The sequence below is a fragment of the Leifsonia sp. GW821-FHT13C09 genome (assembly GCF_058806435.1).
Genome location: NZ_JBXAPS010000001.1, coordinates 677,721 through 691,180 on the forward strand (window position 1 = coordinate 677,721; position 13,460 = coordinate 691,180).

Annotated in this window: 11 protein-coding genes; 1 reads left to right on the plus strand and 10 read right to left on the minus strand. The window is 71.1% G+C overall.

Going from position 1 to position 13,460, the window contains the following annotated elements:
• Positions 1–10: 10 nt before the first annotated feature.
• Positions 11–1,705 (plus strand): long-chain-fatty-acid--CoA ligase, encoded by a 1,695-nt coding sequence (locus AC1ROW_RS03265; RefSeq protein ID WP_493017421.1) that lies wholly within the window; start codon positions 11–13, stop codon positions 1,703–1,705.
• On the opposite strand, the gene AC1ROW_RS03270 is transcribed toward AC1ROW_RS03265, so the two are convergent.
• The 10 genes from AC1ROW_RS03270 to ligA form a co-directional block, all read right to left on the minus strand.
• On the minus strand, positions 1,702–2,214 hold the full coding sequence (locus AC1ROW_RS03270) for a PaaI family thioesterase (protein WP_493017422.1): 513 nt from the start codon (positions 2,212–2,214) through the stop codon (positions 1,702–1,704). The genes AC1ROW_RS03265 and AC1ROW_RS03270 overlap by 4 nt on opposite strands.
• A complete protein-coding gene (locus tag AC1ROW_RS03275) occupies positions 2,211–3,968 on the minus strand; it encodes an APC family permease (RefSeq protein ID WP_493017423.1) in 1,758 nt (585 codons plus the stop codon). The genes AC1ROW_RS03270 and AC1ROW_RS03275 overlap by 4 nt, the downstream gene beginning before the upstream one ends.
• A gap of 121 nt (positions 3,969–4,089) precedes the next feature.
• Positions 4,090–5,010: an oxygenase MpaB family protein gene (locus tag AC1ROW_RS03280; protein WP_493017424.1), complete on the minus strand. Its 921-nt coding sequence runs from the start codon at positions 5,008–5,010 to the stop codon at positions 4,090–4,092.
• Entirely contained in the window at positions 5,007–5,567 is a 561-nt protein-coding gene (locus AC1ROW_RS03285) for a YbaK/EbsC family protein (protein ID WP_493017425.1), read from the minus strand. Before AC1ROW_RS03285 ends, AC1ROW_RS03280 begins: the two co-directional genes overlap by 4 nt.
• Positions 5,568–5,661: 94 nt before the next feature.
• Complete coding sequence (locus AC1ROW_RS03290) at positions 5,662–6,219, minus strand: GNAT family N-acetyltransferase (RefSeq protein ID WP_493017426.1); 558 nt, start codon at positions 6,217–6,219, stop codon at positions 5,662–5,664.
• Positions 6,216–7,715 carry an Asp-tRNA(Asn)/Glu-tRNA(Gln) amidotransferase subunit GatB gene (gene gatB, locus AC1ROW_RS03295; RefSeq protein ID WP_493017427.1) on the minus strand — a complete coding sequence of 500 codons (1,500 nt, stop codon included), beginning with the start codon at positions 7,713–7,715 and terminating at the stop codon, positions 6,216–6,218. The genes AC1ROW_RS03290 and gatB overlap by 4 nt, the downstream gene beginning before the upstream one ends.
• Complete coding sequence (gene gatA / locus AC1ROW_RS03300) at positions 7,715–9,262, minus strand: Asp-tRNA(Asn)/Glu-tRNA(Gln) amidotransferase subunit GatA (protein ID WP_493017428.1); 1,548 nt, start codon at positions 9,260–9,262, stop codon at positions 7,715–7,717. The genes gatB and gatA overlap by 1 nt, the downstream gene beginning before the upstream one ends.
• A gap of 2 nt (positions 9,263–9,264) precedes the next feature.
• Positions 9,265–9,561 carry an Asp-tRNA(Asn)/Glu-tRNA(Gln) amidotransferase subunit GatC gene (gene gatC / locus AC1ROW_RS03305; protein ID WP_185277619.1) on the minus strand — a complete coding sequence of 99 codons (297 nt, stop codon included), beginning with the start codon at positions 9,559–9,561 and terminating at the stop codon, positions 9,265–9,267.
• A gap of 125 nt (positions 9,562–9,686) precedes the next feature.
• A complete protein-coding gene (locus tag AC1ROW_RS03310) occupies positions 9,687–11,000 on the minus strand; it encodes an alpha/beta hydrolase (RefSeq protein WP_493017429.1) in 1,314 nt (437 codons plus the stop codon).
• A gap of 154 nt (positions 11,001–11,154) precedes the next feature.
• Positions 11,155–13,437: an NAD-dependent DNA ligase LigA gene (gene ligA / locus AC1ROW_RS03315; protein ID WP_493017430.1), complete on the minus strand. Its 2,283-nt coding sequence runs from the start codon at positions 13,435–13,437 to the stop codon at positions 11,155–11,157.
• Positions 13,438–13,460: the final 23 nt, after the last annotated feature.

Sequence of the window (13,460 nt, forward strand, 5' to 3'; positions counted from 1 at the left end):
GCTCGTCCCTGTGACTGGTTACAGCGATCGCCCCTGGGTCTCCGCCTATGCGCCGGACGTCCCCGCCGACATCGAGCTGCCGGAGGGTTCCCTCGCTCACCTGATCGACGACTCGGTGGCGACCTACGGCAGGCACGTCGCGCTGGAGTTCTTCGGCGCGACGACCACCTACGCGGAGCTCGGCGACCAGATCGCGCGCGCCGCGGAGGGCCTCCGCAAGCGCGGCGTCCGCCGGGGCGACCGGGTCGCGCTGGTGCTGCCGAACTGCCCCCAGCACGTGGTCGCGTTCTACGCCGTCCTGCGGCTCGGCGCCGTCGTGGTGGAGCACAACCCGCTCTACACGCCGCGCGAGCTCCGGCACCAGTTCGAGGACCACGGCGCGACCGTGGCGATCGTGTGGGACAAGGTCGTGCCGACGGTGCAGGACCTCCCCGCCGACCTCGGTGTGACCACCGTCATCGCGGTGGACATCACCCGCGGGATGCCCGCGTCCAAGCGCTTCGCCCTGCGCCTCCCGGTTCCCGCCGCACGCAAGGCCCGGGAGCAGCTCACCGCGAAGGTCTCCGGCGCCGTCACGTGGGAGTCGCTGGTGTCGTCCCGCCGGTTGAAGGCCACCGTGCCGCGGCCGGAACGCGACGACCTTGCGCTCATCCAGTACACCAGCGGCACGACCGGGCGGCCGAAGGGCGTCATGCTCAGCCACCTCAACCTCGCGGTCAACGCGGCCCAGGCGCGCGCGTGGGTGCCGACGATCGAGCGCGGCACCTCGGTGGTCTACGCGGTCCTTCCACTGTTCCACGCCTACGGCCTCACCCTCTGCCTGACCTTCGCGATGAGCATGGGGTCGCGGCTGGTGCTGTTCCCCAAGTTCGACCCCGACCTGGTGCTGGACGTCGTCAAGAAGCGCCCAGCGACCTTCCTGCCCGCCGTGCCTCCGATCTACGAGCGACTGGTGCAGGCCGCCGAGAAGCGCAAGGTGTCGCTCTCGGGCATCGAGATCGCCATCTCCGGCGCGATGAGCCTCCCGCAGAGCATCGTCGACCTCTGGGAGTCCAAGACCGGCGGCTACCTGGTGGAAGGCTACGGCCTCTCCGAATGCTCGCCGGTACTGATGGCGAACCCGGTCGGCGCGACCCGCAAGCCCGGCACGGTCGGCCTCCCGCTGCCGGGCACCGAGCTGCGCGTCGCCGACCCGGACGACCCGTCCGTCGACCGGGCGTTCGGCGAGGAGGGCGAGCTGCTCGCCCGCGGCCCGCAAGTGTTCTCCGGCTACTGGCACAACGCCGAAGAGTCGGCGAAGGTGCTCACCGCCGACGGCTGGTTCCGCACCGGCGACATCGTCACGATGGACGAGGACGGCTTCGTCCGCATCGTGGACCGGATCAAGGAGCTCATTGTCACCGGCGGCTTCAACGTGTCCCCGACCGAGGTGGAGGATGCGCTGCGCAGCTTCGAGGGCGTCGCGGACGTCGCCGTGGTCGGCCTCCCGCACCGCCGCGGCGGCGAGGACGTGGTCGCCGCGGTCGTGATGGAGCCGGGGACCTCGTTCGACGAGGAGGCCATCCGCGCCTACGGCCGGGACTGCCTGACCGCCTACAAGGTGCCGAAACACGTCGTCCAGGTGGACGAGCTGCCGCGCAGCATCGTCGGCAAGGTCATCCGCCGCAAGGTGCGCGACCTGCTTCTGGCGCAGCAGGCAGGCTAACCGATCGGGAACACCAGCAGCGACCCCGTCGCCGTCGCCACCGTCTTCCCGCTCCCGTCCGTCACCACCCCGTCCGCGAACGCGACCCGGTTGCCGGGCTTGGTCACCGTCGCGCTGGCGGTGAGCGGACCGCTGCCCGCGAACACCGGCCGCAGATAGTTCACCTTGATCTCGATCGACGTATAGCCTTGGCCCTGCCCGAGCGTCGACTGCACCGCGCAGCCGATCGCCGAATCCAGCAGTGTGCAGACCAGGCCGCCGTGCACCGTCCCGATCGGGTTGTAGTGAGACTCGTCGGGCTCGCAGACGAACACCGCCCGTCCGGTCTCCGCCTCCGTCAGCGTCATCCCCATCAGACCGGCGATGGGAGGCGGCGGCAGCTCGCCAGCGATCATCGCCTGCAGGTAGGCGAGGCCGCTCATCGTCGGCATGACGGCGACGCCCGGCGCCGGGTCCTCCCAGTGGACCGTTCGGCTGCGCTGGCTCTCTCGGCTGCTCCGCTGGCTCACTCGACCCCCTTGCGCGGGAGGTCGGGATCGGCCGGCGGCAGGTCCGCCGGCTCGTCGACCGTTTCGAGGGTCTCCGCGTTGACCGGGGTCTGTCCTTCGGGAAGGTTGGAGAAGTCAGGCGCGATGACTGTCGCCGGGATGCGCGACGCCGCGGTCCCGAACGGCAGTTCGTCGCCGACGAGGACCGGCTCCAGGATGATGTCGTCGCTCTGCCGCGGCAGGGTGAGACCCTTGAAGTAGTCGGGCCGGATGATCCGCCAGATGATCATCAGCACGACGCCGATCAGGATGCCGCCGACGCCGACCACGGCCTCCGCGCCGATGCCGAAGATGGTCACGTTCTTCCCGTTGGCGTCCTGCAGCCAGTCCGGCGCCGCGAAGCTGATCACGCCGTAGATGAACACGGCCAGCAGCATCAGGCCGCCGAGCAGCGGGAACAGCCCGCGCATGATCGCGTGCCGGAAGCTCGTGAACAGCGTCCGGCGGTAGTACCAGACGCACGCGAAGCCGGTCAGGCCGTAGTAGAACGCGATCATCAGGCCGATCGAGCCGATCAGGGCCGTCAGCAGCGTGACGCTGATCGCGGTGAAGATCAGGTAGAAGGCCGCCGAGATCAGGCCCATCCCGATCGTCGACCAGGTCGGCGTCAGGAACTTCGGGTGGATGCGCGCGAACTTCTCCGGGATCGCCTTGTAGACCGCCATCGACAGGGTCGTGCGAGCGGTCGGCAGGATGGTCGTCTGCGTTGACGCCGACGCAGAGGTCAGGATCGAGAAGCCGAGCAGCGTCATCAGGATGGCCCCGACCGGCCCGCTGCCGAACAGCGTCGGCCCGATCGCGGAGAACACGTCGCCCGAGTTCGCGGGGTTCGCCAGCCCGATGCCCTTCGTGCCGACGCCCGCGAACGCGACAGTCGCGACGGTCACGATCGCGTAGGTGCCGAGCAGGAGGAGGGTGCTGATGATCGCGGCGCGCCCCGGGGTCTTGTCCGGGTTCTTGGTCTCCTCGTTGATGGAGACCGCGGTGTCCCAGCCCCAGTAGATGAAGATCGCGGTCAGCAGCGCCGGGGCGATGGTCTGGCCGAAGTCGAGGGTGAACGGGTTGAACCACGACCACTGCGGGATCAGCGAGTACGGCTCCGCGTTGCCCGTGTACACCTTCACCAGCGCGAACACGGCGAAGAAGATCAGGATGACCACCTCGAAGCCGAGCAGGAAGTACTGCAACCGTGCGGACACCTCGATGCCGCGATAGCAGATCCACGTCATCAGGGCGATCCAGACCAGCCCCGCGATCGTCACCGCGACGTTGTTGTTGGCGAGCGCCGCGACGCCGGGCAGCCCGAAGCCGCCGACGAATGTGAACGAGTACTGGCCGGCGATCTGCGCCAGGTTGGACATCACGATCACGTCGGCGATGATGATGCCCCAGCCGCCCATCCACCCGGTGATCGGCCCGAAGGCGCGCGCCGCCCAGGTGAACGTCGTGCCGCAGTCGGGCTCCGCCTTGTTGAGTTCCTGGTACGCGACGGCGATCAGGTACATCGGGATGAACGCGAGCAGCACGATGCCGGGCGCCTTGACCCCGGCGGCGAGCGTGCCGCCCACGACGATGAAGCCGAGGCTCGCGGCGAGGCTGTAGGCCGGCGCCGTGGAGGCCACGCCGACGACGACGCCGGACACGAGACCCAGCGCCCCGCTCTTGAGGCCCTTCTTCCCGGCCTCGCCGGGCGCGGTCGGACTGATGGATGTCATGGCAACACCTCCGGTGAGTCGGGTCCGCTCGGCTGTGAGCGGCCCACCGGCCACAGCGTAGCTCCCGGAGGGGGCGGAGAGGTTGCAGGTTCTCAGCGACGCGCCGGAGCGGAATGGCCGCTCAGGCTTCCGTCGCCGCCGCGAGTCGCGCCAGCCGCCTCCGCGCGGCCAGCTCCGCCTGCGTCTTCGGCCCCAGCAGCACCTGCGCTCCCCCGAGCACGACGGCCGTCGCGCGGTGGATCGGCAGCCGGTCGGCGACGGGCAGCCCGAGCAGGGCGCGGTGGCGCGGCTCCAGCGTGGAGACCGCCGCGCGGAACAGCACGCGGTAGGACGGCCGCAGCGTCGAGCGCAGCGGAGCGCGCCGGATGAAGCGCACGATCTCCTCCACCTCGGGCCCGCCGCGCAGCTCCCCCGCGTCGGTCACCGCGTCGATGCGGGCGCGCAGCTCGGCGGCGGCGCGCGGCGGCTTCTCGACCCCCATCAGCTCGGCCGCGGTGGCCCACTCGCTCACGTACCCGTCCGCTCCGCCCGGGATCGGCGACCCCCAGCGTTCGTGCGCGGTGAGGAAGGCGTCGGTGAATGCCAGGTGCACCCATTCGGCGAGGTCGGGATCGTTCGCCGTGTACGGCCGGGTGACGCCGTGGCCGTCGACATAGCTGCCGTGCACGCGCTCGTGCAGGACCTTCACCATCTCGGAGCCGGCGACCGCCTGGCCACGGCTGCCGAAGGTGACCGTGTGGATCCACTGGATCGTGCCGGCCAGCCGCCCCAGCGGGTCCTCGCGGTAGCGCGAGTGCTCGCGCACGCCCGCGAGCGCGCCGGGGTGCAGCGCCTGCAGGAGCAGGGCGCGCACGCCCGCGACCAGGGTCGGCATCCCGCCATGCACGGTCCACGCGGCGCCGCCGGCCGGGAAGAACCCCTCGTCCTCGCCGTCCTCCAGCCGCAGCACCCAGCTCGGGATCCGATCGGAGCGCCCGGACAGCGTCTCGATCAGGTGCGAGCGCACCGGACCGAGGAGGCGGTCGACGCCCGCGCCGGTCATCGCGGGGGCAGCTCTTGGCCGAGCTCGTCGATCACCTGCGCGGACGGGAGGTCGCCAAGCAGCCGGCCGGGCAGCAGGATCTTGGACCGGCGGACGCCGGACCCGATGATGACCACGACGCCGTCGGCCACCACGCGGGAGTCGACCAGCAGCGGCCACTCGGGCGGCAGCCCGATCGGCGTGATGCCTCCGTACTCCATGCCGGTCAGCTCGACGGCGCGCTCCATCGGGAGGAAGGACGCCTTGCGCACGTCCAGCAGACGCTTGACGGTGTTGTTCACGTCGGCGCGCGTGGTGGCGAGCACGACGCACGCGGCGATCCGCTCCACGCCCTCGCGCTTGCCGCCGACCACGACGCAGTTGGCGAGCGTGTCGGCCTCCAGACCGAACTGCTCCCGCGTGGCCGCTGTGTCGGACACGTCCGGGTCGATCTCGACGATGCCCACCTCATCGAGCCAGCCGAGCTCCGTCAACGTCTCACGGGTCGCCGGTGCGAGCAGGTCGGTGCGGGAGGAGGCGGGGGCCGTGGTCAGCCCGCCGAGAGTGAAAACGCCCATACCCCCACGCTAGCGCGCCTGACGATTCGTGCCGAATGTCGACTCCGGCGGCGCGATACGCCGCATTCGTGACGAATCGCGTTTCCGCGATTCGTCACGAATCAAGAGCGAGGCGCTTGTACATGATGGTGGTGCCGCCGAGGGCGCCGGAGGGCGCGACGGCGTAGTCGGGGATAGCGCCGACGGTCTGCCAGCCCCAGCGGGTGTACAGGGACTCGGCGAGGCTGCCGGTCTCGGTGTCGAGGACGAGCAGGGTGATCCCGTTCGCGGCGGCGTGCTCCTCCAGAGCTGTCATCAGCGCGGGCGCGACGCCGCGGCCCCTGGCCTCCCGGTGCACCATGAGCTTGACCACCTCGGCGCGGTGCGGGCCGTTGCGCTTGGCCGCGCGCACCAAGGTGATCGTTCCGAGCGCGCGGCCGGCGTCGCGGGCGACCCAGGTCTCGGAGTCGGGGTCGTCCAAGAGGGCGCTCCACCACCGGATCGCCTCGTCCGCAGTGGGCGGCTCGATCCAGCCCACGCTCGCGCCCGACTCCACGGTGTCGATGAGGACAGGCGCGAGCGCCGCCGCCGTGGCGGCAGCGCTCGCGTCCGTGACCTGCTCGATCGAGGGGACCTGCTCGACCGAGGTCGTGCGCTCGGCGGCGCCGCTCACTGCGAGGCGCGCTCCAGCACCAGCTCGCGCACGCGGGCCGCGTCCGCCTGGCCCTTCATCGCCTTCATGACGGCGCCGATCACAGCGCCGGCGGCCTGAACCTTGCCGTCGCGGATCTTCTCCAGCACGTCCGGCTGCGCCGACAGTGCTTCGTCGATCGCCGCGATCAGTGCGCCGTCGTCGGAGACGACCGCGAGCCCGCGGGCGTCCACGACTTCCTGCGGTGCGCCCTCGCCGGCGATGACGCCCTCCAGCACCTGGCGGGCCAGTCGGTCGGTGAGGGTGCCGGCGTCGACCAGGGCGGCCAGCTCGGCGACGTGCTGCGGGCTGACCAGCGTGCCGGCCGGGACGCCCTGCGCGTTCGCGAGACGGGCGATCTCGCCGGTCCACCACTTGCGGGCGGCGCCCGGGGTCGCGCCGGCGGCGATGGTCGCCTCCAGCTCGTCCAGCAGTTCCGCGTTGTCGACGTCCTGGAACTCCAGCGCGGTGAAGCCCCACTCGGCGGTCAGCCGCTTGCGGCGGGCGGCGGGCGCCTCGGGCAGGGTTCCACGCAGCTCCTCGACCCACTCGCGGCTCGGCGCGACGGGCACCAGGTCGGGCTCCGGGAAGTACCGGTAGTCGTCGGCGTCCGACTTCGGGCGGCCGGCGGAGGTGGTGCCGGTGTCCTCGTGCCAGTGCCGGGTCTCCTGCGTGATCGTACCGCCGGCGTCGAGGATCGCCGCCTGGCGCTGGATCTCGTAGCGGACCGCACGCTCGATCGAGCGCAGCGAGTTGACGTTCTTGGTCTCCGTGCGGGTGCCGAGCTCGGACGAGCCGCGCCGGCGGAGCGACACGTTCGCGTCGCAGCGGACGTTGCCCTCCTCCATGCGCGCGTTGGAGACGCCGAGCGCCTTCACCAGGTCGCGGATCGCCCGCACGTAGGTGCGGCCGACCTCCGGGGCGTCGGCCTCCGCGCCCTCGATCATCTTGGTGACGATCTCGACCAGCGGGACACCGCCGCGGTTGAAGTCGACCAGCGAGTAGTCGGCGCCCTGGATGCGGCCGGTGGCGCCGCCGACGTGCGTCAGCTTGCCTGCGTCCTCCTCCATGTGCGCGCGCTCGATCTCGATGCGCAGCTCGCGGCCGTTCTCCAGCTCGATCATCACGACGCCGTCGTGCGCGATCGGCTCGTCGTACTGGGAGGTCTGGAAGTCCTTCGCCAGGTCGGGGTAGAAGTAGTTCTTCCGCGCGAACCGGCTCGACTCGGCGATCTCGCAGCCGAGCGCCAGGCCGAGGCGGATGCTCGACTCGATCGCCTTCTCGTTGACCTGCGGTAGGCCGCCGGGCAGGCCCAGGCAGGTCGGGCAGGTGTTCGTGTTGGCGCCGGAGCCGAACTCGTTGGCGCAGCCGCAGAACATCTTGGTCGCAGTGTTCAGCTCGACGTGCACCTCGAAGCCGAGCACCGGCTCGAACAGCTCGAGCGCCTTGTCGTAATCCATCAGGTCAGCTTTGGCCATCAGACGGCTCCCTCTTCGCTCGCGAACATCTCGGTGGCGCTCAGGTCCGGCGCCTGGCTCAGCAGGCTGCCGCCCCACTGCTCCTCCAAGAGCCGCTCCAGGGCGGCGCCGATGGTGTAGAGCCGGGCGTCGGCGCGGGCCGGCGTCATCAGCTGGATGCCGACGGGGAGCCCGTCCTCCGGCGCGAGGCCGATCGGGAGGCCCATACCGGGCACACCCGCGAGGTTCGCCGGGATGGTCGTGATGTCGTTGAGATACATCGCCATCGGGTCGGCCAGCTTCTCGCCGAACTTGAAGGCCGTGGTCGGCGCGCTCGGGCTGACCAGCACGTCCACCTTCTCGAACGCGGCCGAGAAGTCGCGCTGGATGAGGGTACGGACCTTCTGGGCCGAGCCGTAGTAGGCGTCGTAGTAGCCGGCGCTCAGCGCGTAGGTGCCGAGGATGATGCGGCGCTTGACCTCAGGGCCGAAGCCGGCGTCGCGGGTCGCGGCCATCACGCGCTCGACGGTGACCGGGCCCTCCTCGGGGCTCACCCGGAGGCCGAAGCGCACCGAGTCGAAGCGGGCCAGGTTGCTGGACGCCTCGGCGGGGAGGATCAGGTAGTAGGCGGCGACCGCGTACTCGAAGCTCGGGGCCTCGACCTCCACGATCTCGGCGCCTGCGCCCTCCAGGAGCGCCAGCGCCTCGACGAAGCGCTGCTTGACGCCGGCCTGGAAGCCCTCGCCGTTCAGCTCGCGGACGACCCCGACGCGCACGCCCTTCAGAGCGCCGTCACGCAGGCCCGCTCGGGCGGCCTCCGCCATCGACGGCCAGGAATCGGTCAGCGAGGTGGAGTCGAACGGGTCGTGCCCGGCGATGACGTCGTGCAGCAGCCCCGCGTCGAGGACGTTCCGGGAGACAGGGCCGACCTGGTCGAGCGAGCTCGCCAGCGCGATGGCCCCATAGCGGCTGACGCCACCGTAGGTGGGCTTGACGCCGACCGAGCCGGTGACGGCGGCGGGCTGGCGGATCGAGCCGCCGGTGTCGGAGCCGAGCGCGAAGGGCGCCTCGAAAGCGGCGACGGCCGCGGCCGAGCCTCCGCCGGAGCCGCCGGGGATGCGCTCCAGGTCCCACGGGTTGCGGGTGGGGCCGTAGGCCGAGTGCTCGGTGGAGGAGCCCATCGCGAACTCGTCCATGTTGGTCTTGCCGAGCGGCACCAGGTCGGCCTCGCGGAGCCTGCGGACGACCGTGGCGTCGTACGGCGGGATCCAGCCCTCGAGGATGCGCGAACCGGAGGTGGACGGCATGTCGTGGGTGGCGAGCACGTCCTTGATCGCGACCGGGACGCCGGCGAGCGGGCCGAGCGGGTCGCCCGCGGCCCGGCGGCCGTCGATCTCGGCCGCGGTGCGGACGGCGTTCTCGCCCGCAACGTGCAGGAAGGCGTGCACGTCGGCGTCGACCGACTCGATGCGGTCGAGGTGGGCGCGGGTGGCCTCCACGGAGGAGACCTCGCGGCTGGCGAGCAGGTCGGCGAGGGCCGCGGCGGAGAGCCTGGTCAGATCCGTCATGCTTACTCCTCGTCCAGGATGGTGGCGACCTTGAAACGGTCGCCCTCGCGCTCGGGGGCGCCGGAGAGCGCCTGCTCGACGGTCAGCGACGGGCGCACCTCGTCGGACCGGAACACGTTGGTGAGCGGGAGCGGGTGGCTCGTCGCGGGAACGTCGGGCCCGGCGACCTCCTGCACCTTCGCGACCGCCTCGACGATCTGGCCGAGCTCGCTCGTGAGGCTCTCGATCTCTTCCGGGCTGAGGTCGATCCTGGCGAGGTTCGCCAGGTGCGCGACCTGTTCTGCGCTGATTTCGGACATGCGTCTCCGTGGTGGTGTCTGAGTTGGTGGGCCCAAACGGTTGAACTCGTTCATTTCGTCGGGCGCGGTTCAATTCTAGGGTGACGCGTGTGGCACGCGCCTGCCCGACGAGGCCGCCGCCGCAGTCAGCTGAGGACGCGGCCGCCCTGATCGATCGCGATCAGGGCGAGATTGCGCATGCACTCGGTGCCGGCCGAGAAGTACTCGTTGTGGCCGCTCGACCCGGCGAGGCTCTTGTGAGTGATCGGGTCGGTGCCGCCGTCGACGCCCATCGTCTTCGCGCCGTAGGAGGGGGCTCCCGGGTCGCTGCCGAAGAAGGCGCTGTTGACGATCGGGTCCAGCGACGCCTTGCCCACGTACACGTTGCCGCCGCGGACGCCGAGCTGACGCACCGACTGGGCGTCGGACCCCGGCGACCCCATCAGCGCGAGCGCGTCCACCGTGACGGTGCCCTTCTCCAGGGCGAGAAGCGCGGCGGTCGAGCCGTACGAGTGGGCGAGCACGCTCAGGTACGGCGGATCCGCCTGCCGCAGCGTCTGGAGGCCGATCAGCGTGCGCTCCAGGCTGTCGGCGCCCTGCCGGGCGAGGTCCATGCCGCCGATGTTCGTCAGCACCGGGGTCTGGTAGCCGATCCAGGCCACGACCGCGACGCCGGGGGCACTGGGGTGCGACCGCGAGCCGAGGAACCGCTTGAGGAAGCCGGTCTCCTGCGAGTAGAGATTCTGGGCGACGCCGGCCCAGCCCTTCACCTGCTCCCCCACCGACATGTACATGCCGGGCACGAGCACGCTCACGTAGCGCGCGGTGCGGAGGTCGCCGACGACGATCGCGGCCCGGGCGTGCGCCGACGTGTCGAGCGAGACCAGCGTGCGCTTCACGCCGTCCTTCTTCTTCAGCGCGGTCTCGACATTGCCGAGCGTCGTGAGCTGGCGCTTGAGGGCGACCCGCTCGCTCTTGCCGCGCTCGGTACGCAGGTCGTTCTTGGCGGAGGCGATGGTGCGGTCGAGGTCGAGCACGTTCGCCTTGCCGCGGACGGCGTAGGGGACGCCCTCCAGGTTCCCGACCACGTGCGGCGCGAACTTCACCAGCGCGGCCTGACGGGCGGGGTCGAGGAGCTTCCAGAGCTGGCTGACGTCGCTCGCCGCCGGGGGGTTGCTCAACAGCCGGTTCAGGTCGGAGGCGTGAGCGCCGAGGAAGCCGGGAAGCGCCGCCGGGTCGACCGCGCGGATGGAGCCGAAGACCGCCGCCGCGCTCGTGCCGGGGAGGCTCGCACCCGCCGGGCCGGAGCTCGCGGGCGCGTCGCCGATGGCGATGGGAGCGGGCTGGGCGAGTGCGGACAGCCGCGCCGCCTGCGTGCTGTCGGCAGGCATGACGAAGGCCCCGGTCAGTCCTGTGACGACCGAGGTGACGATGGAAGCTGCTGCAAAGCCGACCAGCACTCCGTCCGGGTCCCTCCGAGAGCGAGCGAGCTAAGCCCTTGCGTGCACCGGGCGAGCGCACACCACGACTCTAGCCGCATCCGGGGGGTGGACGGATGGACGTTCTACCCCCGATTCAGGGGGATAACTTGTGGTCTGTCCACAAGTTGGCGGACTAGTTCTCCAGCGCTGAGGGGCCTTTTTCGACAAGGATCGCGAACTGCGCGGCGTCGATGACCCTCACGCCGAGTTCTTCCGCCTTGGCGAGCTTAGACCCCGCGCCCGGTCCCGCGGCGACGAAATCGGTCTTCTTGGAGACACTGGAGGCCGCTTTGCCGCCCGCGGCGATGATCGCCTCCTGCGCTCCCTCGCGGGTGAAGCCCTCCAGCGAGCCGGTCGCGACCACGGTCAGCCCCGAGAGGACACCGCCCGCGTCGGCCTGCGCGCCCGGGCCGGCGTGGCCGGGCGTCGTGAACTGCACGCCGTCGGCGGCCCAGCGCTCGATGATCTCCCGGTGCCAGTCGACCTCGAACCAGGCGAGCACCGCGTCGGCGATGATCCCGCCGACGCCGTCGACCGCGGCGAGCTCCTCGCGGGAGGCCCCGCGGATGGCGTCGAGCGACCCGAAGTGGTCGGCCAGGGCGCGGGCGGCGACCGGGCCGACGTGCCGGATGTTTAGCGAGACGAGGATGCGCCAGAGCGGCTTCGTGCGGGCCGCCGCCAGGTTGGCGACAAGCTCCAGCGCGTTCTTCGACGGCACGTACAGCTCGTCGCCGCCGAACTCCTCCGCATCGGGGACGAAGGGTCCGTCCTTCTTCTGCCGGCGACGCCGGAACGGCGTGTCCACCTTCTCTGCGCCGGAGTCGGTCAGCTTCGGCAGCCCCGTCTCGGAGTCGCGGACGACCACCTCGATCGGGAACAGCTCGCGCACGGTCAGCCCGAACAGGCCGGCCTCGGTCGGCAGCGGGGGCTTCTCCGGGAAGCGGGGCTGGGTGAGAGCGGCGGCAGCGACCTCCCCCAGCGCCTCGATGTCGAGCCCGCCGCGCGATCCGATGTGCTCGACCCGGCCGCGGACCTGGGCCGGGCAGAACTCGGCGTTCGGGCAGCGGAGGTCGATGTCGCCCTCCTTGGCGGGGGCGAGCTTCGTGCCGCACTCCGGGCAGAACTCCGGCATGACGAAGGGTCGCTCGGTGCCGTCGCGCAGCTCCACCACCGGGCCGAGCACCTCGGGGATCACGTCGCCGGCCTTGCGCAGCACGACGGTGTCGCCGATCAGCACGCCCTTCGCCTTCACGACCTCCTGGTTGTGCAGCGTCGCCTGGCGCACCTCAGAGCCGGCGACGCGCACCTTCTCCATCACCGCGAACGGTGTCGCCCGGCCGGTGCGGCCGACGCTGACGACAATGTCGAGCAGCTTCGTGTTGACCTGCTCCGGCGGGTACTTGTACGCGATCGCCCACCGGGGCGCCCGGGAGGTCGCGCCCAGCTCGTCGTGCAGGGCCAGCTCGTCCACCTTGATGACGATGCCGTCGATCTCGTGCTCGACGCTGCCGCGGTGCTCGCCGTAGTAGCGGATGAAGTCGTCCACCTCGGCCACCGTGCCGAGCACGCGGTAGTGGCTGGAGGTCGGCAGGCCCCACGACTGCAGCAGTTCGTAGACCTTCGACTGGGCGTCCACCGGCGGGTTCGCCCAGGCGCCGATGCCGTGCACCAGCATGTGCAGGCGGCGGAGCCGGTCGCGCATGAGCGCGAGCTGCGCGGCGTTCTTGCCCTCGGCTTTCTGGCGCAGCGAGCCGCTGGCCGCGTTGCGGGCGTTCGCGAAGACGCGCTCTCCGGCCTCCTGCTGGTGGGCGTTGAGCTCGTCGAACTGGGCGACCGGGAAGAACACCTCGCCGCGCACCTCGACCAGCGGAGGGAAGGGCCCTTCGCCGGCCAGCCGCTGCGGGATCGCGGGGATCTGGCGGATGTTCTCGGTGACGTCCTCCCCCACCACGCCGTCGCCGCGGGTGGCCGCGCTGACGAGCACGCCGTTCTCGTAGCGGAGGTTGATCGCGAGGCCGTCGATCTTCAGCTCGCAGAGGTAGTCGACCCGGCGGCCGGCGTCGCGTTCCACGCGCGCGGCCCACGCCTCGAACTCCTGCAGCGAGAACACGTTGTCGAGGCTCAGCATCCGCTCGGCGTGCTGCACCGGCGCGAACAGCGTCGTCTGCGCGCGGCCGCCGACCGTCTGGGTGGGGCTGTCCTGGCTCTGCAGCTCGGGGTGCAGCCGCTCCAGCTCCTCGAGGCGCCGCAGCATGCGGTCGTACTCCTCGTCGCTGACGAGCACGGTGTCGCGCTCGTAGTACGCGTCGCGCAGCTCGAGGATGCGCGTGGTCAGGTCCTGGGCCTCCGCGCGTGCCTGCACGGCGTCCGCTGTCTGCTCCGGCTCCGGGGTCTGCTCGCTCGTCTCGATCGCCACCCAGCAAGCATATTCACCCCCAC

Bases quoted from the DNA above. Each gene is read 5' to 3' on its own strand.
- AC1ROW_RS03275 (WP_493017423.1), bottom strand. From the start codon at position 3,968: ATGACATCCATCAGTCCGACCGCGCCCGGCGAGGCCGGGAAGAAGGGC.
- AC1ROW_RS03280 (WP_493017424.1), bottom strand. From the start codon at position 5,010: ATGACCGGCGCGGGCGTCGACCGCCTCCTCGGTCCGGTGCGCTCGCAC.
- AC1ROW_RS03285 (WP_493017425.1), bottom strand. From the start codon at position 5,567: ATGGGCGTTTTCACTCTCGGCGGGCTGACCACGGCCCCCGCCTCCTCC.
- gatB (WP_493017427.1), bottom strand. From the start codon at position 7,715: ATGGCCAAAGCTGACCTGATGGATTACGACAAGGCGCTCGAGCTGTTC.
- gatA (WP_493017428.1), bottom strand. From the start codon at position 9,262: ATGACGGATCTGACCAGGCTCTCCGCCGCGGCCCTCGCCGACCTGCTC.
- gatC (WP_185277619.1), bottom strand. From the start codon at position 9,561: ATGTCCGAAATCAGCGCAGAACAGGTCGCGCACCTGGCGAACCTCGCC.